The following is a 20,561-nucleotide window of genomic DNA, read 5'->3' as shown; positions in this document are numbered from 1 at the left end:
TCATCAACATTCAATTCTCAGGAGACTGACCATGCAAACCGTGATCATCGAAGGCTATCTGACGGCCAACCCCTCCGTCCTCTCGGCTCAAGGCTCGGGCAAGAAGCGGGCAAGCTTCCGCGTGCTCGAGACTACCCGTTTCCGCAAGGCCGACGGCACGCCCGGCGAACGCACGACCGGCTTCAACTGCATCTGCTTCAACGAGGCGACGGCCGAGAAATACATCGGCCCGTTCGCCCGCAAAGGCAGCCGCGTCGTGATCCAGGGTCATGTCGAGAACGACACCTGGACCGGCAAGGACGGTGTCGAACACTACGACATGCGCGTGATCGTCGGGGATATCCGACTGAAGAACCGGCGCGAAGCTTCCGATGGCGCCGCCGAGGACGAGGGCGACTCCGGTCGCCAGGTCCAGGAGCCGGCCAGTGGCTACGACCTAAACGACGACATCCCGTTCTAGACAGCGGGCGAATGAGAGCGGCCCGGCGCGCGAGCGTCGGGCCGTTTCCTTTGGGGAGGGAGGGAAAGGCAGGGCGGCGCAGGGCGAGCCGATCGGGCTCGTCAGCATCGGAGCTTCCCATGACCGCCTCTGCCTGGACCGATGACCGCATCGGTCGTCTGAAGACACTCTGGCTCGAGGGCCAGACCGCCGAGCAGATCGCCCGCGATCTCGCCAATGGCATCACGCGCAGCGCCGTGCTCGGCAAGGTCCATCGCATAGGTCTGTCGGCGGGCCGTTCCGGCCGCCCGCCCAAAGGCTCTGACGCCCGTCCGAAGCCGGTCGGCCTCTCGCCGGCCAGGTCCCTGGCGACCCGGCCGATCGACGCTCGTCCCGTAGTCGCGGCTGAACATGGCCTGGCAACAGTCCTCTCGGTGCGGCGCTGCCAGTGCCGTTGGCCTTTCGGTGAGCCCGGAGCCGCTGACTTCAGTCTGTGCGGTCAACCGGTGACCCGGGGGGCCTTCTGTGCCTTGCATGCCGCCGTCGCCTATCGGCCGGCGGCGGACACTCCCCGCACCCTCGACCGGCTGGCGCTTCTCGACTGAGATCCGTCACGCCCTTGCTGCAATCTGAGACGATCTGAACGGCGGCCTCGACGAGGTCGCCGTTTGTATTTGGCCCGGGCAGCCAAGATCGGGCCGCCCGCTTGTCGGCCTCTGGCCGATCGAGGTCCCGACGCGGCCCCGGCCGCTGAGTTGAAAGTCGCCCGTCAGATTCTGCGCTGGGACCCGCGACGACTACGCGCGCCTTGCTTCTGGCTGGAATTCCCGAAAAAAAGGCGGCGCATGTCCTCGACATGGACGCCCGCAAGCGTGACATCAGCGGCCCCGTTCAGGGGGCGATGGAGGCCTTTCTTGGCAGGCTGGCGTCCCGTCGTCTGGACCGGTTCCGCCGCAGAATAAGGCCCGTAGACAGGCCGTCCTCTCTTCAGTGAACCGTCTCCCAGCCTCGCATCGGCGTGACGTCGTGGGAGCCCTCGGTTTGCACGAGAAGCTCCACGTCGCGGCCTGAGAGATGGATTTGCCGCGTCAGCTTTAATCCGGCGTCCTCCGCATCGACACGGAAGTCATATTCACCGATCTGCCGATCGTCTTTCATGACGCGCCATCCGCCTTGGGTTCGCAGCACGGCGACGGTGATCTTCTCCATACCAGGCTCCGACGTTTGAAGGACGGGTTGATTTAGCACCGCTGGTTTCTCTCATGCCAGTGAGTGAGCATCGGACTATTGCCTGCGGCGCCCTCAGACGTTCGCAACCGCGTAGCGCCGCCGGCTCGCCGACGCCGACGGACGGGAAGAGCGTTGTCTTGTCTTCCGTATCGGCGCAACGGCGCCGAGTGGTGTCGTCGTCGCGAAGGGCGACGACGACTTACCCCCACACAACGCCCTCCGATTTTGTCACAGCACCCCGGAAGTCAACGGCTTCGCCTTATTCCCTCCACGGAGGGCAAGCGGCCCTCCGCTCCGGTGACTGCCGGGGACCCCGCTGTGGCCAAAACCGGGGTCGTTGCGCATGGGGCGCTCGACATTCTCTAGGAATGTTCCAATGACCCGTTTCAACACTTCATCCTCCGCCTTGGCCGACCTGTCCGCTTCCCTGAACGAGGGAGGTTCGCTTCCGACCGAAGACGCCCTGGTTCAACTCGGGCGCGCGCTCATGACCGAGCTGATCGACGTCATCTCTGACACCGCGCTGGAGGATTTCCAGACCATCCTGGGAGAGGCCCTGATCGGCGCCTTCCATTCGGCGGCCGGGCGGATCGAACGCGATGCGGACCGGGCGCGCGATACGATGCGATCGCTCGACCGGGACTTCGACGGATCGGAAGCGGCTGACGTCGAACTCCAGGAAGCCACGGCGAAGGCCCGAGCAGGCGATGCGGCGACGCAGGCCTGCGAACTGATCCGGGACGCGGCGTCTGAGACCTGGACGGTCGCGACCGGGGAGGTCTGGACGGCCTGGCGGGGATCGCGGCGCGGCACCCATCTGACGGCGGCCCAGCTTGAGGCGAAACAGGCGATCCGGGCGATCAAGCAGCGGAAGTCCGGGGAGGCGGATCCGGGCGGTCCGGTGATCGCCTTCCGGGGCGCGCCGACGGCCGACAGCGCGGAGGATGCCGGTCGGATCTTCGACGCTCTGAACTGGGCGAAACAGGAATGGCCGGACATGGCTCTGGCGACGACCGGGGCGAAGGGCTCCGAGAAACTCGCGATCAAATGGGCCCAGCAGAAGGGGGTGAAGCTGATCCTCGCCCGCGCGGATTTCGACACCCACGGCAAGGCGGCTCCCTTCAGGGCGAACGACGAGCTCATCGCGCTCGAGCCGGAGGTCTGCCTGACCTTGGTCCATTCGCTGGCGGGGATGAGGGAGGACCACCGGCCGTTCGGACCTGCGCTCAACCTCGGGCAGAAGGCGATGGAGTCCGGGTTGCGGCATGTGCCCATCAAGGCCCGGGCCGCCTGAGAGACTGGACCTGAAAACAACGACCCGCTCGGCTTCGGCCGGGCGGGTTTTTGTTTGTCATCCGGCGGCTCGATCCGATCGACGGCCTGTGCAGCGTGTGTATCTCGCTTCCGGTCACCAACTATGATGACTGTTGATAGGGTATGTCGGCGTGTGATTTCGATGGATGACAATCTGCAAAAAGGGTCGGAGGGCAAGATAAAAGGGTGTTTTTGACTGCGCCGGTTTCTTCTATTCTGCCCGACAGTTAGCGGCAGCTCGGAGCATCATTGACGACTTGTCTTGAGTTGTCATCCTTCGAGCCTTCGCTCCATGCTCTGGAGGACTGCGAATGCTGATCCGGGACGCGATCGAGGGGCGGGTCTCAGCCCGTTCCGAGCGGACCGTCGACGCGGTGCACGTCGGCCTTCCCCTTTCCCTCAAGACCGAGCGGATGGATGTCAAAAGCGGCATGCTCAAGCGTCTGGCGAGTTCGAGGGCCTTTACGCTGGGAAACCGGTCAGGGGTGCTCAAGGCGGCTCAGAACCGGTCAGGTCGCGCCTTTCGTCTGGACGTTCGCCAGAAGGTCATCGTCAAGGCGCTGGTCTCGCGGCACATGGGCAAGGGCGCCGATCGGGGAGCCGCGCTCGCCAAGCATGTGGCCTACCTCGGGCGAGCGGGCGCCGGGGCGGAAGGCTCGCGGCCGGAGTTTTTCGACCCTGGTCTCGATGGCGTTCAACCCGGTTTTGAAACGGAAGGGTGGAGCCAGGACCGGCATCATTTCCGGTTCATCATCTCGCCGGAACATGGCGATCGGCTCGACATGAAATCCTATGTCCGCGAGGTCATGGGCCGGGTCTCGGCGGACCTCGGAGAGCCGAACCTGAAATGGGTGGCGACCTGCCATTTCGACACCGATCAACCTCACGCCCATGTGCTGGTCCGGGGTCGGCGCGAGGACGGGCGAGACCTCGTCATTCCGCGCGACTACATCGGCTATGGGTTTCGCGCGCGGGCGCAGGAAGTGGCGCAGGAGCGGCTTGGCGATCTCTCGCGGGTGGAGGCTGAGCGGCGCATCTGGAAGGAGACGGAGGCCGACCGCTTTACCGGTTTCGACCGGCGGCTGATCGCCGAGGCGGACAAGAACGGGATGGTCGATGACGGGGTCGGATCAACCGACGCCTGGGCGGCTCTGACGCGCGGGCGGCTGAGACATCTGGAACGGCTAGGGCTCGCGGGGCGGTCCGGGCGGCGGTATCGGCTCGACGGCGAGATGGAGACGAAACTGCGCACGCTCCAAGTGCGGCGGGACATCATCCGCACCCTCAATCAGCGTCGGCTGGAGGGCGCGAGGGATGTACGGGTTCTCGGCAGGGAGCCGGTGCGAGGTGTGGTCGTGAAAACGGGGTTTCATGATGAGGCAGGGGCTTCGCCGTGGGCGGTAGTGCGCGACGGATCGGGTGTGGAACACTACGCCAGGCTTCGGATGGGGTACGCCGGCGTCAAGATCGATCAGACGGTAGTGCTCGTTCCCTCGACTAACGGTCTGGCGCAACTGGTCACCGGCAGGGGCGCGAACCTCAGTCGGTGACTCGCCCCGGTTACCGGCGGAGCGCGCCATCCGGAGACAGGCAGACCGCTGCCGTGGGATAGGATTTGCCGAGGGTATGGAAGTCGTGGTCGCACGGACGAAGCACCCTCAAAATACGTTCCGGAGCCAATGGCTCGATCACGTGCAGGTCCCGTCCATTCTCTGTAACGCCACAGCCCTGGCGAGCAAGCCACCCACCTTCAATCGCCTCCACGACGAGGCCTTGCCGCCAGTCGGGGAGAAGATCGAATGGCAGCGCAATCTCGAGGACCGCGGGCTCGCCGATAAGCGCCAGCCGTTGGCCGAGGGGCGTTCCTGCGCGTGGGCGCGCCAACGCCTCGCCACCCCAAGATGCGAGGAGGCTGCACACATAGTCCTCCTCGGGGTGCCGAGGCGTGGAGGTCATGAAGACAGCCCCGTCCTTGACACCGAAGGAGTCCGTGTTCAGCTCGCAACATGCCGTCAGGCTCGCGACATCGTCGCTCGTCAGGTCGCCGGCATCCTGCCGCGTGCGTAGGCGCATATTGCGACGATGCTGACTCGTGGGCCACAGGCCTTCGCGCATCAGTAATTCCACCTCATCGGCGCAGAGACGCCCGTAGTGCCAGGCTCGGATGGTTACTCCCGCCATGGTGCGAGCGATCACGTCGAGCCCGAGCCGACGTGGCTCGTCCGTGGGGTCCGGCTCATAGCGATTCTGGGTGACGTTTAGCGTGTGGGCCACGAAAGCGCCGTCTACAGCACGGAGTGCTTCGATCACCGGTTCCGGAAAGGATGCGACATCCCAGACATCCATTACTCTCTCAGACGACATTCCCCCTCCTGTCGAGGAGGGGGAACAAAGTCCAGTTCGTTAACGTGAGCGACTGACCAGCCAGGATTCAGAGGGCGTGTGCCCTTCGCCAACCGCCTCGCGGTGATAGTGACGTGACCCCCTGAAACTCCTCCACGAATAGCTAGAGTCCGCCCCTCGAAAGGACGGACAGAATGAAGCGATCACGGTTTACGGAAGAGCAGATCATCGGGATCCTGCGCGAGCAGGAGGCCGGTGTTCCGGTGGCGGATCTGTGCAGGAAGCACGGGCTGAGCTCGCCGACCTTCTACAAATGGAAGGCCAAGTATGGCGGCATGGACGTGTCGGAGGCCCGGCGGCTGAAGGCGCTGGAAGAGGAGAACGCCAAGCTGAAGCGGATGCTGGCGGACTCGATGCTGGACAACGTCGCGCTGAAGGATCTGCTGGGAAAAAAGTGGTGACGCCCGCTGCGCATCGAGCGGCGGCGGCGCACCTGCAGTCGGCTTACGGGATGAGCGAACGGCGGGCCTGCCGGGTGCTGGGCGTGGACCGGACGAGCGTGCGCTATCAGGCGACGCGACCGGACGACGGCGCCCTGCGCGATCGGCTGAAGGCCCTGGCCCAGGAGCGTCGGCGGTTCGGCTATCGACGTCTGCACGTGATGCTCCGGCGCGAGGGCCATGCGGTCAACAAGAAGCGTGTCCAGCGGATCTACCGCGAGGAGAAGCTGACGGTGCGTCGGCGCGGCGGGCGCAAACGCGCGATGGGCACAAGGCGGCCGCTGGAGATTCCTCTGGTCGCAAACCAGCGCTGGTCGCTGGACTTCGTGTCCGACCAGATGACGGACGGGCGGCGCTTCCGCATCCTGACGGTGATCGACAACTGCACCCGCGAGTGCCTCGGGCTCGTCGCCGACACCTCGCTGTCAGGGCGACGGGTGGCGCGCGAGTTGGACGCCATCATCCTGCGACGCGGGCGACCCGAGACGATCATCAGCGACAACGGCACGGAATACACGTCCAACGCCATCCTGGCCTGGGCCGACGACGCCGGTGTGGGCTGGCACTACATCGCGCCGGGCAAGCCTCAGCAGAACGGCTTCAACGAGAGCTTCAACGGCCGTCTGCGTGACGAGCTGCTGAACGAGACGCTGTTCCGATCCCTGCCGCACGCCCGTGCGGTGCTCGAAACCTGGCGGCGCGACTACAACGAAACCCGGCCGCACTCGAAGCTCGGCTGGCTGACGCCGCAGGCCTACGCAGATGCGCTCAGCGGAAAGATCGGCCGGTCCGCTGCGCTGGTTGGAGGCTGCGCTGACCGGCCTCTTGCCAACCCCACCAACCCCAGTTCAGATCACCAAAGGACTCTCGTTATGGCTGGATGAGAAACGGGGGTCACGTCAATAGCTCGCAAGGCTCTCGATCGCCCGATGCATGGCGTAAGACGCGTCATCGTCAATGTCACGACTCGGGTAGTAAGGGCCTGCTTGGACCGGCGTGTGGATCGCATGTGAGCGGTCGAACCGGAACCACCCGCCCGGCAGAGGGCGCAGCTGAATGTCAACGATCTCGTGGATGCCTGGCAGTTGGAACTGGATGTGATCCTTCCTGAAGACGATGGGATGCAGTTGATCGAAGACGTCTTCGACGTACCGGTCTTCGCGGGGAAGCTCGGGGAAGTTGAACGTGATTTCAGAAGCTCCATGCAGTTCGCTGACCCGATCCGAAAACGCTTCCTGATCAAACGGCCGATACTGACCGTCGTCATCGTTCATCCAGGCTTGAAGGGCTGCGGCCGTTCCAAAGCCGAAGCCCCTCGCAATGGCCTCGGTAAGATGGCTCGAACGCACGTCCTGCTGGCCAGCGAGCGACCGCTTCAAAGATTTGAGATTAGAATGACTCAGATAGAAAACGCGCATTGTCGGTACCTCAGCAAATGGTCGAAGTTCGCCGATTACGCATCGACCTCTGTTGAGGATCGACAGGAGGTGCTTGATCTATCTGCCCGCTTTGACCCGGCGACAGGTCCGGCGAGACGGCCGTGAAACTCTTATAGCACAGCCTCGTGCGCATTGTCATTCATTGAAAGTCGATCGCGGGTGTGGCTGCTTCAGATCGGCGTAAGCCCAGGTTCTAGACCCGCCGTGATCTGACGAAACGTGCAGTTGCCGGGATGCGGGCAGAGATCCGTTGGGTCCTTGCAGGGCCAGCCCTAACTTGGGCCTATGCCTCCTGAGCAAATGCTCAGCCCTCAGCGTCGACTGTCTATGCCAGCAGGCATGCTCATGACCGCATTGCGCAAGGCGGTACCCCGACGAAGGTATCGGCCTAGACCCAGTTGGCGTAGCGCGTTTCCGCCTCAGGAATCTTGGCGAGGGAGGGCTTCGCCTTCGAGAGGAGGATGCGTGCGGCCAAGGTCTCCAGCCGGGTGGCAGCCTTGTCCTTCCATCCGTTCTTTATGGCCCAAGAGCGAATATCGGCAGGCGCGGCCTTGTGCCCCTTATTGCGCAGGATGCGGAAGGTTTGCTCGGCTAAGGCGTCGTCGGATGCGTGTAAGACTTCGGGTCCGAGATTGACTGATCGGCTCAGTGTCTTGAGGGCTTTCTCGACCTTGGGGTCTGCGATGAGGATGACTGGCGCGACCGCAGCCTGACCGTGCACCTGTGGCGTCCATCGCTTCGTCCAGCGGGAAACGGAGTCTGCCCAGCTCGGCACGACCACCACGCCCTCAACATTGGCTAGACCATCCACTTTATCGAGAGCCTGGTCGTCAGCGTAGTAGGCGATAACGACGACTTTCTCAGCGCCCGTCCGGAGCTGGGCGACAGCTTCCGCCAATAGGGTCACACCGCGGGGGAGGGTTACGCTCTGGCCCTCGGCGAGCGCCTTGGTGAACATTGCACCGAGGTGGCCCGCGATAGTCATGGACTTCATCTGGGCGCGGCTCGGGACCGCAAGGATAATCCGATGGGCATCCGTCTCTCCGGGGTCGCACAGATCGAGCCCATAGCTGAGCGCCTCGATCCAGGTGTTTGGATCATGAGGGTCGAGCGGGACGAGAATCCGGGGAATCTGGGGCAATCGCGATCCTGCTGTTCGGTGGGGGTCGGCTACCTTAGCCGATTGATCAGTCGGTTCGACCGGCCTGATCACGCAGGTCGGCTAACCGTTTCTGGCACGCCGCATCGATCAGGCCTCGCAGAATCCCGATCCGTTCAACGAGATATGCCAGCTCTTCGTCGGTGATCTTGAAATGCTTCGAATATCGACCCTTCACATAGGCGGCGCGAAGGAGCTCGAAACTGCGCCGCTGGAGCTTGGTCTCGTGAGGCCAAGCCTGCGCCAGACCAGGCACGAGGGGCTCCGTCAGCCGGCGCAGATTGGTCAGTTTGTGGGACTTCGGTGAATAGCCGGTGAGGACGAGCAACAGTCCGGCGTAGAGGGTTTCGACAGCCTGGTGCAGGAGGAAAGCCGCTTTTCGTGTGTAGCTCCGAGAGCGTGAAACATCTGCTAGGTCGATGAACTCGTCGGCGCTCTCGGTGGCTTCTTCGTAGGTGTCTTCTGCCTCCTGCAATGCCGTTTCCGGCGAGAGCGCCATAGACTCGACAAAGTCCACCCCGGGCGTGTTCAGCAGGGTCACGCCGTCGCGGACGATGTCGATGAAAAATGATCGACCGTGCTCCAGCTTGTAGTTCACGTCATCAAGACTGTGGACGATAACGCTGACCGGGGTGCGCAACATTTGGCCGGAGGTGATGTCAGCCAGAAGCCGTTTTTCTGAGTCCTCCCAGAATTCGAAATCCGTCAGGTCCTCATGGTCGACGACGACGAGTAGGTCGAAATCCGAAAAATACCGCCCGACCGGGTCGTGAACCCAGTCGCCGCGCGCGTAGCTGCCGAACAGGATGATCTTGAGGATGCGTCCGTCGCGCAGGCGCTGCGCCTTACGCGTGGAGGTCGCGACGGCAAACTCTTCCCGCAGGATGGCCACGGCGTGGTCCAGCTCCCGGCGTTTCGCAGGCGTCAATGACTTCAGAGGTTTCTTCATCGGTCCGAGTCTCTCTGATTGGCGGGCAGTCGGCAAGGAAAAGCACGGCTTGCGTGTTGTCTTGGGCGTTTTCGCGGGATGGGGAATCTGCCAGAATGAAGCTCAGCGGGTAGACGTGAATAGAGGTCGGTCTTCGGTCCGGGGAACGCGTGCTTCGGCAGGCGTTAGGATGCGGCCGCCCTTCAATCAGCGCGCCTCTTTGTCGGAGGATTCCAATGCCCGCGCCCCATTCCCTGCTTGCGGGAGTTGCGACGACGTTGCGAGCAGACCCGGGCGCCCGTCGGTGAACCTCAACAGGAAATTGCGCCGACGGCGCCATGCCCTCGGAGCCTGCGACGGAGTATCCGCGCCCGTGACCCCGGTGGATGAAGCTCTGGAAGAGCTCATCCTCGTCAGCGGGTTCTCGAACGATGTCTCCATGGTCTTGACTGGATCGGCGACGGACCGCGCTTGCGAACTGGCGTCTATGGTGCACGCCAAGGCCTGCGCCCATGGTCGGTCGATCGGCTTCGTGTGTCGATCCAACATGTTCGATCATTCTGCGGTGCTGGGCCTCGCGCGCATGATCGTCGAATGCCTGTCGATGTATGCCTACCTGGTCGAACGGGTGAACGAGGAGGACTGGGCCTTCCGCTATGCCGTGCTGCGACTTCACGACACGGTCTCCAGAATCAAGCTGCTTCGCGCCTGGCCCGCATCCGCGGGCACCGCTGACCTGAAGGCGGGTCGCGAAGACCTGATTATGGAAATTCGGTCACATCCGGCTTTCGCGGGCTTCGATGGTGAACAACAGAAGCGCCTCGTGTCAGGCGAAACGATCTTCATCGGCGGTATGCGCAAGTCTGCAGCCCTTGCGGGCTGGAATCCTGATGTTTTCACTGCGCTCTACGGGTACTTCTCAGCCCACCTCCACGCGGCCCCGATGAGCTTCTTCCGCATGGACGATCATCGGGTGGACTATTTCTTTCCCAATGACGCGCAAAAGCAGATCGCCTCCGTCGGTATCGCGACCGCCGCCGCTGCACTGAGACGTCTGTCGCTCCTTCATCTGGGCGATCTCGATTACAGCGGTCACCCTACGCTGTCGGCTGTCATCCCAGCCATGAGGGACGCAGATGCGGCGTCCGAAGTCTTTGGCTAATCCGGATGTCTCCGCGCCAGTTCCCAATGGCCCGCTGCCGCGATAGGGTGCCGAGCGGGCGCCGGTCTATAGGCGCATGTCCATTGTCCGCAGGGACCGGCGAAAGCCTGTAGCGGTCGGACACTCTCTGAAATTTCCGGGCCTTGTGTCGCAAGGTTCCAACGCCCGCCCCTTTCCACCTTTCCGGGTCTTGCGGACCTAAATCAAATCAGCCACGATTCCGATGTCGGCCTTGGCCGATAGGGGCGTGGAATCCCCTGCGACATTCTAGCTGATCATGACGACGACGGTTTCGAGCTGTCCGCCGTCCTGTCCGGACGCGTCGATAACGTCGTCCGACGACCCCTCACGGGCGCAGGTATTTCCATGTGCGACTCTCAGCGCCCCTTCATCTGGATGGAGGCGGTTGCGTGTCGGAAGCCAAGACCGTGGGAGACGAGAACAGCGGCCGGTCCCGCCGGCACGCCCGACTGGAAGCCTTCTATCGCCGCTACTCACCTTGGCTTGTCGCGCGACTTCGTCGCCGGTTCGGCGCGGACACTGAGGATCTGGTCCAGGAAATCTGGCTACGAGTGGCAGCGATCGAGGCGGATCTGGACATCCGTCACCCCCGGGCATTCCTGTTGAAGGTCGCCTTTAACATCGGTCTCAGCGGGGATCGTCAGCATCGGCGGCGGCGGCAGATACTCGACAGCGCCGCTCCGTTGGGAACAATGGCCCTGGAGCCCACCCAGAACGCGGCGGTGCAGATTCAGGAAATCGTGCTCGCCTTGCCACAACCTCTCCGGGATCGGATCGTTGTCGGTGAGATGCGAGACGGAGCGGCGGCGCTCGAGACGCTTAAGAGCTGGAACACGGGCCATCCCGGTGGCCTGTCGACCATTCACGCCAACTCGGCCGACGATGTCCTGCGTCGCATGGAGGACCTAATCGCCGAGGTTTCGTCGCGCACGCCGCGCCGGGCGATCGCCCAGGCGGTCGATCGAATTGTCCACGTCCGGCGGACCACCGCCGGACGGCAGGTCGAAGCCGTGCTCGGGGTCGAGCCCTTGGGTGACGAGGGCTACGCGATTAGCGTCTTGGCCTGATCTTGGTCGAACCAGAAACGACGGACTTTGACCCAAAGCGGCTGATCGCGACGTACGAAATGCGGCCGTAGCTGCCCGATGATCGAGCAACAAGCCTCTTGCTGCAGTGCCTAGCTAAAGCTTGGCAGCCATAAGAGCACTTGAATATTTCCATAGTTCGACTAATTCGGAACTATGGAAACCGAAGCCTCGATTCTCACTCTCGCCGCCTTGGCGCAATCGACGCGGCTGGAGGCGTTTCGGCTCCTCGTGCGTCACGAACCCGACGGTCTGCCGGCCGGGGACATCTCCAACCATCTGGCGATCCCGGCGAACACCCTGTCGTCCCATCTCGGCGTCCTGAGCCGGGCGGGGCTGATCAAGTCGGAACGCCGCAGCCGGTCGATCATCTACCGGGCCGACCTGGACCGGCTCCGCGACCTGATCCTGTTCCTGCTCAAGGACTGCTGCGGGGGCCGGGCGGACCTGTGCGAACCCCTGCTGGCTGAACTCGCGCCCTGCTGCCCCTGAGGATCCCGTGGACATCGTCATCTATCACAACCCCGCCTGCGGGACGTCGCGCAACGCGCTAGAACTGATCCGGCACGTCGGCGTCGAGCCGCATGTCGTCGAATATCTGAAGACGCCCCCGTCGCGCGCCATGGTCGCCTGGCTCGCCGAACGGACCGGCAAGCCGCTGCGCGAGCTGTTGCGCGAGAAGGGCACGCCCTTCGCCGAACTGGGTCTAGGCGACCCGGACCTGACGGACGATCAGTTGCTCGATGCGATCGAGGCCCATCCGGTCCTGCTCAATCGCCCGATCGTCGTCAGTCCTCTGGGCGTCGGCCTGTGCCGACCGTCCGAGGCCGTTCTCGATCTTCTGCCCGCCGACGATCTCAAGCCCTTCACCAAGGAGGACGGCGAGGTCGTCATCGACGCCGCCGGCCGGCGGGTGAAGCGATGATCGACACCCCGTTGGCGGACGCTTCGCCGCGTCGCCTCTCCTTCCTCGACCGCTGGCTGACGCTGTGGATCTTCGCGGCCATGGGCCTCGGCGTGGCTCTGGGGACCTTGGCGCCCGGCCTGCCCGCCTGGGTCGACAGTCTCTCGATCGGCACGACCAACATCCCGATCGCCATCGGCCTGATCCTGATGATGTACCCGCCGCTGGCCAAGGTCCGCTACGAAGACCTGCCGCGCGTCTTCGCCGACAAGCGGGTGCTGGCCCTGTCCCTGTTTCAGAACTGGGTGCTGGGCCCGGTGCTGATGTTCGCCCTGGCGGTCATCTTCCTGCGCGATCAGCCGGAATACATGACCGGCGTCATCCTGATCGGCCTGGCGCGCTGCATCGCCATGGTGCTGGTCTGGAACCAGCTGGCTCGGGGCGACAACCAGTATGTGGCCGGGCTCGTCGCCTTCAACTCGATCTTCCAGATCCTGTTCTTCAGCCTCTACGCCTGGATCTTCCTCACGGTCCTGCCGCCCCTGTTCGGCCTGCAAGGCAGCGTGGTGGACGTCAGCGTCTGGACCATCGCCGGCGCGGTTCTCGTCTACCTCGGTCTTCCTTTCCTGGCCGGCTTCCTGACCCGGCGCAGCCTGATCGCCCGCCGGGGCGCCGACTGGTACGAACAGCGCTTCCTGCCGCCCATCGGACCGATCACCCTGATCGCCCTGCTGTTCACCATCGTGGTGATGTTCAGCCTCAAGGGCGGGGAGGTGGTGGCCCTGCCGCTGGACGCCCTGCGCATCGCCATTCCGCTGACGATCTACTTCCTCGTCATGTTCGTGGTCAGCTTCCTCATGGGCAAGCTGATCGAGGCCGACTATCCGCGCACCACCGCCCTGGCCTTCACCGCGGCTTCGAACAATTTCGAGCTGGCCATCGCGGTGGCCATCGCGGCCTTCGGGCTGACCTCGCCGGTCGCCTTCGCGGCCGTCATCGGCCCGCTGGTCGAGGTGCCGGTGCTGATCTTGCTGGTGTCCGTCGCGCTGTGGATGGGTCGCCGCTGGTTCCCGGACACCGCCCCGCCGGCGGACGTCGCCTGATGGTCGTCCTGCATCTCGTGGACGCGGATGACGCGGATCTGATCGCGACCCTGCGCGGCGCAGGTCTGCCCGAGCCCGGCGCCGGGCGCTACTTCAGGGCCGATCACTACGGCGCGGTCATCGGCTACGTCGGGCTGGAAGGGGAGGGGCGCGACCTGCTGCTGCGCTCCCTGGTCGTACTTGCCGACCAGAAGGCCCGCGGCCTGGGAAGTCGGGTGCTGGCCGCCGCCGAGACCGCCGCCGGCGACCTGGGCGCTGCCCGTCTGCATCTGCTCACCACGACGGCCGAGCGCTTCTTCACCCGGCGCGGCTTCGTCGTCGCGGATCGGGCGTCTGCACCCCCCGCGATCCGGCGAACCCGCGAGTTCGCGGACGTCTGCCCGGCGTCGGCCGCCTATCTGACCAAGGACCTCTGATGACCTTCGCCCGCCTGCGTTCGCTGCCGGATCCGGATCACCTGCCGGCCCTGGACGCGGCCTATCTGTCCGCCGAGCCCGCCCGGGGACTGGGTCCGACCGACCCGGCGCCGCGTATCCTTCTTTTGTACGGGTCGCTGCGCGAGCGGTCGTATTCGCGGCTCTGCGTCGAGGAAGCGGCCCGCCTGCTTCAGCGGATGGGATGCGAGACCCGCATCTTCGACCCCTCCGACCTCCCCCTGCCTGGCGCGCCGGGCGACGACGACCACCCGGCGGTACGCGAGTTGCGCGAGCACGCCTTCTGGTCGGAGGGCATGGTCTGGTGCAGTCCGGAACGGCACGGCCAGGTCTCCGGCGTGATGAAGCTGCAGATCGATCACCTGCCGTTGAGCCTTGGCGGCATGCGCCCGACCCAGGGCCGGACCCTCGCCGTCATGCAGGTGTCGGGCGGGTCCCAGAGCTTTAACGCCGTCAATACCCTGCGCCTTCTGGGCCGCTGGATGCGGATGGTCACCATCCCCAACCAGTCGAGCGTGGCCAAGGCCTTCCAGGAGTTTGACGAGGCCGGTCGGATGAAGCCCTCGGCCTACTATGAGCGGATCGTCGACGTGATGGAGGAGCTGGTGCGCTTCACCATTCTGGTCCGGCCCCACGCCGTCCAGCTGGTGGACCGCTATTCCGAACGCAAGGCCACCGGGGTTCCGGTCGAGATCACCTCGGATCTCTCCGCAATCGCTATAGCAACCCTCTGAAGGGGGCGGGGCGTTTGATACCGGAAAGTTAAGCGTCGGCCCCCCGTCCGAGTGCAACGTCAAATTTGCGCGGTCACCCGAATATTTGCATGTGGCGCGCATTTCAGGCCTCAGCCGCGTCTCAGACCTCTCGAATCAAGCTGCCGCTGGCTCACCGCGAAAGGGCCGTTCGGGGAGGCCGTCGGCCAAAACTTTCTCCTGGACACCTCGCCGCCCGATCATCCACCGATAGATTGGATGTCCACATCCGGCGGACCGCCACCGGACGGATGGTTCGGGTTGTGCTCGGTGTCGAGCCCTTGGGCGACGACAGCTACGCAATCAGCGTCTTGGCTTGAGGCCAATCCTTCACCTGAAATTGAGGCGGCGTCGTTTGGCAACGAGCGCTGTCGGGCACGAAACGCAAGTCGTGGAAAGTCGCAATCTAAGTCGGGGTGACTTTCGAACGACAAGTCTTCGCAAGTCATGTTTTGAGTTGTGACAAGTTGTCTGTCAGTCGTCCGCAAGTCGCGTAAAATAATCGATCCACAGAGTTGACAACCTGTGGATATATTTGCTTGCAATGTGGTGCATCGCGCTGAGACGCGCTGAACACAGGAAGCAAGACATGCGTGGAAGACTTGGGCGCCGCCTGTTCGGCGCGATGATGACGTGCGGCCTGATGATGGCCGGGCCGGCCCTGGCCGGAGGGTCGGGGATGCCCTGGGAGGGACCGCTCCAGCAGGTGGTCCAGTCCATCACCGGGCCCGTGGTCCAGGCCGCAGCGGTCGTTGCGGTGGTCGTTTTCGGCGCCGGGATCGCGATGAGCGAGAACGGATCCTCGATGCGGCGCGGTCTCGGCATCATGTTCGGCCTCTGCATCGCCTTCGCGGCCTCGACCTTCTTCCTCGACTTCTTCGGCTTCGCCGGCGGGGCGGAGATCGGATGATGGCCGGCTCCCTCCAAGACGGCCGACCGGAGGGCTGGGATCTTCCGGTCGCCCAGGCCCTGACCGAGCCGATCCTCATGGCCGGGATGCCTCGGGACTACGCCATCGCCATGGGGACGATCGCGGTGGTGCTCGGCCTGGCTCTGCGGATCTGGTGGCTCGGCCTTCTGTGGTGGGCCGTCGCCCACGCGATCGGCTTGTGGGCGGCCAGAGCGGACCGCCGGTTCTTCGATGTGCTTCGGCGCCACCTCGCCCTGCCTGGCCACATGGACGCGTGAGGGGCCGATGCGCTTTCTCGAAGAACATCGCAGACGCCCGGCGGCTCTGGCCGACCATCTGCCCTGGGCCGCCCTGGTCGCGCCGGGCGTGATCCTCAACAAGGACGGCTCCTTCACCACGGGCTTCCGGTTCCGGGGACCGGACCTGGAATCCTCGACCGAGGACGAGTTGATGGCCGTCCGGGCGCGTCTGAACAATGCGCTGAAGCGTCTCGGGACGGGCTGGTGCCTGCATATGGAGGCGCGCCGCCGTGAGGCCGCCCCCTATCCGGAGAGCGCGTTCGACCTGGATGTCGCCTGGCTTCTCGACGAGGAACGTCGGAGCCGCTTCGAGGCTGGCGACCCGGCCTTCGAGACGGATTTTCGCCTGGCCCTGACTTGGCTGCCGCCGGCCGACGAGACGCGGAGAATGGAGCGCTGGCTGTTCGACGGCCTGGCCAAGGGCGGCGCGGACTGGCGCCAGGCCGTGGCGGTCTTCACCCGTGAGGCGGCGACCACGCTCGACCTCCTGTCGGACGCCCTGCCCGAGATCGATCCGCTCGACGACACCGAACTGCTGACCTGGTTGCACGACTGCGTGTCGCCGAGGACCTTCCCGGTCGCCGCGCCGGATTCACCGATGTATCTGGACGCCTGGCTGGCGGACGCCGACCTTTCCGGCGGGATCGCGCCGCGTCTTGGCGACCGCTGGCTCAAGGTCGTGTCCGTGCGCGGCCTGCCGTCTATCACCCGTCCCGGCTTGCTCGATGCGCTCGGCGCCCTGCCGTTTCCCTACCGCTGGACGGCCCGCTGGATCGGTCTCGACAAGCCGGAGGCCGAGCGGGAGATCGTCAAACTGAGGAAGCGCTGGTTCGCCAAGAGAAAGGGCGTCGGTGTCCTGCTGCGCGAAGCCATCACCAAGGAGGAGGTGCCGCTCCTCGATACCGACGCGGCCTCCAAGACCGAGGAGTGCGATGGGGCGCTGGCCGCCCTCGGTGCCGAGGCCTGCGCCTTCGGCTATCTGACCCTGACGGTGACCGTGCTTGACGCGACGGAGGCCGGCGCCGCCGCCAAGGCGCGGGCCATCGAGGCCGCGTTGAACGCTCAGGGGCTGCTGGCCCGGATCGAGGACCTCAATGCCGTGGAGGCCTGGCTTGGCTCCCTGCCGGGCGAGCCCTATGCCGACGTCCGCCGACCGCTCGTCTCGACCCTGAATCTGGCCGATCTGCTGCCTGTTTCGGCGGTCTGGGCCGGCCCGTCCGTGGACCTCAATCTGGACGGCCCACCGCTGGCGACGGCCCGGACGACGGGGTCCACACCTTTCCGGCTGGTGCTACACGTCGGCGATGTCGGCCATGCCATGGTGGTCGGACCAACGGGCTCGGGCAAGAGCGCGCTACTCTCGTTTTTGGCCCTGCAGTGGTTCCGCTACCCGGACGCCCGCGTGGTCTTCTTCGACAAGGGTCGATCGGCGCGGGCGGCGACCCTGGCGGCCGGCGGTTGCTGGCGTGCGCTGGAGCCCGGCGCGCGGTTCTCGCTGCAGCCTCTGGCGCGCATCAACCAGGAGATCGAAAGGGCCTGGGCGTCGGAATGGATCGCAGAGACCGTCCGGCTCGCGGGGCTGGAGCCGGTGCCAAGGATCCGTGAAGAGATCTGGGCGGCGCTCGCGGCCCTGGCCGACGCCCCCGTCGCGCAGCGCACCCTGACGGTCTTCTGCGCCCTGGTGCAGGACAAGGCCGTCGCCGCCGCGCTGGAGCCCCTGACACTCAAAGGTCCGCACGGCGCCCTGCTCGACGGAGAGGGCGAGGCGCTCGTTCCCAGCCGGTTCGACACCTTCGAGCTGGAAAGCCTGATGGCCACGCCCTCGGCCGTAGCTCCGGTTCTCTCGGCGCTCTTCCATCATCTCGAAGGCAGCTTCGACGGTCGACCCACACTGCTGGTGCTCGACGAGGCCTGGCTCTTCCTCGGCGAGACCGCCTTTGCCGCCAAGATCAGGGAGTGGCTCAAGACGCTGCGCAAGAAGCGGGTCGCCGTCGTGTTCGCGACCCAGAGTCTGGATGACGTGGCCGCCTCGCCGATCGCGACCAGTCTGATCGAGAGCTGCCCGACCCAGGTCTTCCTGCCCAACCCCCGCGCGCTCGAACCGTCTTCGGCGCGCCTCTATCAGGGGTTCGGCCTGAACCGCCGCCAGCTCGAGCTGATCGCCTTCGCCACGCCCAAGCGGGCCTATTACTGGCGCCAGCCGCGCGGCCGACGCCTGTTCGATCTGCGCCTGACCGGCGTGGCCCTCGCCCTGTGCGGGGCCAGCGCACCGGAAGACCAGACCCTCATCGACGACATCCTCGCAGCTTCCGGAGAGGCCGGGTTCGCGCGGGAATTTCTCACAGCCAAGGGAGTGCACAATGTTGATGCTGTTTTCGACGCCTTCGCCCGACCGCTCGCGGCCGAATAGGCCGGTCCAGATCCTGGCCGCCGGCCTCGTCGCCGTCAGCCTGCTGGCGACCGCGACCACGGCGCCTGCACAACAGGTCGTCTTCGACCCCCGCAACCACATCGAAAACGCGCTTCAGGCGGCGCGTCAGCTGGAGAGCCTGGCCAACGAGGCCAAGAGCCTTGCGGCCTCGCCTTACAGCCACCTGACCGGCAACAGCCAGTCGTTGCGCGACATGGCCGAACTGGCCCGTACGGCGCGCGGGATCGCCAGTTCGGTCAGCGGCCTGGAGCAGCAGTTCCAGAGCCTCTATCCCGATGACCTGTCCGGCTCAGACATGCTGCGGCTTCTGGAACAGGGTCAGGCCCGGACCGCCAACGCCCGGCGAACGGCCGAGGATGTGGCTCGGACGGCGGCCGAGCTCGAACGTCTTGGACAGGGACGCAATCAGCGGCTTACGGGCGCCCTCTCGGCCAGCGAGGCCGCTTCAGGCCAGACCGCCGCGATCCAGTCCTCCAACCAGATGCTGGCCGTCCTTGCCGAGGATCTGGCGGCCTTGCGCACCATCATGCTCGCCCAGTCCCGGCTTCTGGCCGAGGCGACGGCGCGCGACGCCACGACCCAGGCCTCGGGGGACGAGGCCCGTCGCCGCCGCTGGGCGGGCTCGGCCGGAACGCCCGCGGCACCGACCTTCGATCCCCTGTCGCACGCGCGGGACTGAGGAGCGCAAGCGATGTCGGTCGGAGTGGAAACCCCCAATGAGCTGATGGTGGTGTTCTCCAACACCATCTCGGCCGGGTTCGACGCCCTGCAGGGCGCGGTCAACGGCGTCTTCGGGCTCCTGATCGTCCTGGTCGTCGCCCTGACCGGCATCCAGTGGGCCATGTCGTCCAGCCGGGAAGTTCTGGCAGCCGGCTTCGGCAAGGTGCTGCTGATCGGAGCCTTCGCCTGGCTGATCAACGACTGGCAACAGCTGTCCGAGACGATCTACGCCGGGTTCATCGAACTGGGTCTGACGGCAGGCGGCGGGTCCCTGAGCCGGGCCGATTTCCTCAATCCCGGAGCCATCCTGGCCCAGGGTTGGGAGATCGTGAAGGCGCTCGGCGAGACCCCCGCGCCCGTCGACAATCCGCTCGACGTGGTCGGCAACATGGCAGACGCCCTGATCCTGGGCCTGGCCATGATCGGCATCATGCTGGCCTTCGCCGTGCTGGCGCTGCAGATCATCGTGGCCCTGCTCGAGTTCAAGATCGTCACTCTGGGCGGTTTCATCCTCCTGCCCTTCGGCATCTGGAACAAGTCCGCCTTCCTGGCCGAACGGCCCCTCGGATACGTCGTGTCGTCGGGCCTCAAGGTGCTGGCTTTGGCCATCGTCATCTCCGGGGCCAGGACCGTCTTCGACCAGCTCCAGCCCTCGGCCAATCCCGACATCTACGAGGCGTTGAGCATCCTCGTCGCCTCGATCCTTCTGGCCATGCTGGCGATGTTCATCCCCAATCTGGCCTCGGCCCTGGTGACAGGCGGGCCGGCCCTGGGCGCCGGGGCCGCCATCACGGCCGGAATCGCGGTCGGCGGCAGCGCCGCCCTGGCCGGAGCCGGGATCGCGGGTGCGGGCACGGCTGTCGCAGGCGGCGCGGCGAAGATGTCTGGCCCGGCACGGGCCGCGGCCGGGGCAGGGGCGGGCCGGTCTCCGACCCCGCCGATGTCGCCTCCGCCGTCGACGCCTCCCAAACCCTCGAACGACAATCCGTCGCCGTCCGGCCCGCGTCGACCATCGGGCGGGGCGATGTCCGCCGCGCCCTCCTCTTCCCCTAGCGGCGTGTCTGAGCCCGCCGTGGCCTGGCAGCCTCGCCAAGCCACGGGTTCGGCTTCGAGCGAAGCGTCGGAACCCGCCGGCGCGGCCAACGACGGCGCGGGCGGCGAGGCGCGGCCTGGGCGGCCCGCCGAGAAGATTGCCGCGGAGGCCCAGGCCGCCCGATCCGATTTCCACCGAGCCGCCGCCGGATCGGCTGGGCGTGGAGGGGCGAGACCGCCAGCCCGCGCCCAGGCCCTGCAAGCCTTCTTCGTCGCCAACGCCGGACGCGGCCTCATGCCCGCCGGTGAGACCAGCGGCGTCCTGTCTCCCAATCTGAGAACCGAGGAGTCTTGAC

Annotated in this window: 22 protein-coding genes; 17 read left to right on the top strand and 5 right to left on the bottom strand. The window is 65.4% G+C overall.

All coding sequences use genetic code 11. The annotated features are described in order from the left end of the window. Nucleotides 1-31: 31 nt before the first annotated feature. Together ACETK8_RS00970 and ACETK8_RS00965 are read left to right on the top strand one after the other, a co-directional pair. On the top strand, nt 32-460 hold the full coding sequence (locus ACETK8_RS00970; protein WP_035305768.1) for a single-stranded DNA-binding protein: 429 nt from the start codon (nt 32-34) through the stop codon (nt 458-460). Nucleotides 461-579: 119 nt separating this feature from the next. Beyond that, the gene (locus ACETK8_RS00965; protein WP_035305766.1) at nt 580-1,044 is read left to right on the top strand and encodes a GcrA family cell cycle regulator; all 465 of its coding nucleotides are present in this window, start codon (nt 580-582) and stop codon (nt 1,042-1,044) included. A 382-nt stretch (nt 1,045-1,426) separates the two neighbouring features. On the opposite strand, the gene ACETK8_RS00960 is transcribed toward ACETK8_RS00965, so the two are convergent. Further along, nucleotides 1,427-1,648: a hypothetical protein gene (locus tag ACETK8_RS00960; RefSeq protein ID WP_035305764.1), complete on the bottom strand. Its 222-nt coding sequence runs from the start codon at nt 1,646-1,648 to the stop codon at nt 1,427-1,429. A gap of 397 nt (nt 1,649-2,045) precedes the next feature. On the opposite strand from ACETK8_RS00960, the gene ACETK8_RS00955 reads away from it, so the two are divergent. Continuing rightward, a complete protein-coding gene (locus ACETK8_RS00955; RefSeq protein ID WP_035305761.1) occupies nt 2,046-2,963 on the top strand; it encodes a DUF2493 domain-containing protein in 918 nt (305 codons plus the stop codon). 331 nt (nt 2,964-3,294) lie between these two features. Further along, nucleotides 3,295-4,533 carry a DUF3363 domain-containing protein gene (locus tag ACETK8_RS00950; RefSeq protein ID WP_035305757.1) on the top strand — a complete coding sequence of 413 codons (1,239 nt, stop codon included), beginning with the start codon at nt 3,295-3,297 and terminating at the stop codon, nt 4,531-4,533. Between the two features lie 10 nt (nt 4,534-4,543). Here ACETK8_RS00950 and ACETK8_RS00945 read toward each other — a convergent pair whose 3' ends face one another. Then, entirely contained in the window at nt 4,544-5,329 is a 786-nt protein-coding gene (locus ACETK8_RS00945) for a hypothetical protein (protein ID WP_374037685.1), read from the bottom strand. A 191-nt stretch (nt 5,330-5,520) separates the two neighbouring features. Between ACETK8_RS00945 and ACETK8_RS00940 the strand changes: the two genes are divergently transcribed. After that, a protein-coding gene (locus ACETK8_RS00940) for an IS3 family transposase (RefSeq protein WP_249341170.1) occupies nt 5,521-6,710 on the top strand; the annotation gives its coding sequence in 2 pieces (ribosomal slippage) (nt 5,521-5,773 and nt 5,773-6,710; 1,191 coding nt in all). Nucleotides 6,711-6,725: 15 nt separating this feature from the next. Here the strand turns inward: ACETK8_RS00940 and ACETK8_RS00935 are convergent. The 3 genes from ACETK8_RS00935 to ACETK8_RS00925 all read right to left on the bottom strand — a co-directional run bounded on the left by ACETK8_RS00935 (nt 6,726) and on the right by ACETK8_RS00925 (nt 9,373). Beyond that, on the bottom strand, nt 6,726-7,244 hold the full coding sequence (locus tag ACETK8_RS00935; RefSeq protein ID WP_374037684.1) for a hypothetical protein: 519 nt from the start codon (nt 7,242-7,244) through the stop codon (nt 6,726-6,728). Between the two features lie 409 nt (nt 7,245-7,653). Then, nucleotides 7,654-8,406: a hypothetical protein gene (locus tag ACETK8_RS00930; RefSeq protein WP_035305746.1), complete on the bottom strand. Its 753-nt coding sequence runs from the start codon at nt 8,404-8,406 to the stop codon at nt 7,654-7,656. Nucleotides 8,407-8,452: 46 nt separating this feature from the next. Further along, a complete protein-coding gene (locus tag ACETK8_RS00925; protein ID WP_374037683.1) occupies nt 8,453-9,373 on the bottom strand; it encodes a HEPN domain-containing protein in 921 nt (306 codons plus the stop codon). 352 nt (nt 9,374-9,725) lie between these two features. Here ACETK8_RS00925 and ACETK8_RS00920 point away from each other — a divergent pair, with 352 nt between their 5' ends. From ACETK8_RS00920 to trbL, 12 genes are all read left to right on the top strand, one after another. After that, the gene (locus ACETK8_RS00920; protein ID WP_035305742.1) at nt 9,726-10,514 is read left to right on the top strand and encodes a DUF5677 domain-containing protein; all 789 of its coding nucleotides are present in this window, start codon (nt 9,726-9,728) and stop codon (nt 10,512-10,514) included. A gap of 410 nt (nt 10,515-10,924) precedes the next feature. Next, nucleotides 10,925-11,602, top strand: a complete 678-nt coding sequence (locus tag ACETK8_RS00915; protein WP_374037682.1) for an ATPase, T2SS/T4P/T4SS family — start codon at nt 10,925-10,927, stop codon at nt 11,600-11,602. 174 nt (nt 11,603-11,776) lie between these two features. Continuing rightward, nucleotides 11,777-12,112: an ArsR/SmtB family transcription factor gene (locus ACETK8_RS00910; protein WP_316629526.1), complete on the top strand. Its 336-nt coding sequence runs from the start codon at nt 11,777-11,779 to the stop codon at nt 12,110-12,112. A gap of 7 nt (nt 12,113-12,119) precedes the next feature. Then, nucleotides 12,120-12,545, top strand: a complete 426-nt coding sequence (gene arsC / locus ACETK8_RS00905) for an arsenate reductase (glutaredoxin) (RefSeq protein ID WP_316629527.1) — start codon at nt 12,120-12,122, stop codon at nt 12,543-12,545. Continuing rightward, the gene (gene arsB / locus ACETK8_RS00900) at nt 12,542-13,627 is read left to right on the top strand and encodes an ACR3 family arsenite efflux transporter (RefSeq protein WP_316629528.1); all 1,086 of its coding nucleotides are present in this window, start codon (nt 12,542-12,544) and stop codon (nt 13,625-13,627) included. Before arsC ends, arsB begins: the two co-directional genes overlap by 4 nt. Continuing rightward, nucleotides 13,627-14,043 carry a GNAT family N-acetyltransferase gene (locus ACETK8_RS00895; RefSeq protein WP_316629529.1) on the top strand — a complete coding sequence of 139 codons (417 nt, stop codon included), beginning with the start codon at nt 13,627-13,629 and terminating at the stop codon, nt 14,041-14,043. The genes arsB and ACETK8_RS00895 overlap by 1 nt, the downstream gene beginning before the upstream one ends. After that, entirely contained in the window at nt 14,043-14,795 is a 753-nt protein-coding gene (gene arsH / locus ACETK8_RS00890) for an arsenical resistance protein ArsH (protein WP_316629530.1), read from the top strand. Before ACETK8_RS00895 ends, arsH begins: the two co-directional genes overlap by 1 nt. A gap of 607 nt (nt 14,796-15,402) precedes the next feature. Beyond that, the gene (locus ACETK8_RS00885; protein ID WP_164952685.1) at nt 15,403-15,723 is read left to right on the top strand and encodes a TrbC/VirB2 family protein; all 321 of its coding nucleotides are present in this window, start codon (nt 15,403-15,405) and stop codon (nt 15,721-15,723) included. After that, nucleotides 15,723-16,001: a VirB3 family type IV secretion system protein gene (locus ACETK8_RS00880; protein ID WP_077354165.1), complete on the top strand. Its 279-nt coding sequence runs from the start codon at nt 15,723-15,725 to the stop codon at nt 15,999-16,001. The genes ACETK8_RS00885 and ACETK8_RS00880 overlap by 1 nt, the downstream gene beginning before the upstream one ends. Nucleotides 16,002-16,008: 7 nt before the next feature. Further along, nucleotides 16,009-18,432 (top strand): conjugal transfer protein TrbE, encoded by a 2,424-nt coding sequence (gene trbE, locus ACETK8_RS00875; RefSeq protein ID WP_374037681.1) that lies wholly within the window; start codon nt 16,009-16,011, stop codon nt 18,430-18,432. Next, nucleotides 18,383-19,132 carry a conjugal transfer protein TrbJ gene (locus tag ACETK8_RS00870; RefSeq protein ID WP_374037680.1) on the top strand — a complete coding sequence of 250 codons (750 nt, stop codon included), beginning with the start codon at nt 18,383-18,385 and terminating at the stop codon, nt 19,130-19,132. Before trbE ends, ACETK8_RS00870 begins: the two co-directional genes overlap by 50 nt. 12 nt (nt 19,133-19,144) lie before the next feature. After that, entirely contained in the window at nt 19,145-20,560 is a 1,416-nt protein-coding gene (trbL, locus tag ACETK8_RS00865; protein WP_374037679.1) for a P-type conjugative transfer protein TrbL, read from the top strand. The last annotated feature ends 1 nt before the right edge of the window (nt 20,561 follow it).

The sequence above is a fragment of the Brevundimonas staleyi genome (assembly GCF_041893865.1).
GTDB lineage: Bacteria > Pseudomonadota > Alphaproteobacteria > Caulobacterales > Caulobacteraceae > Brevundimonas > Brevundimonas staleyi.
The sequence above is the reverse complement of the archived record's forward strand: the minus strand, read 5'-3'. Positions and strand labels throughout refer to the sequence as shown.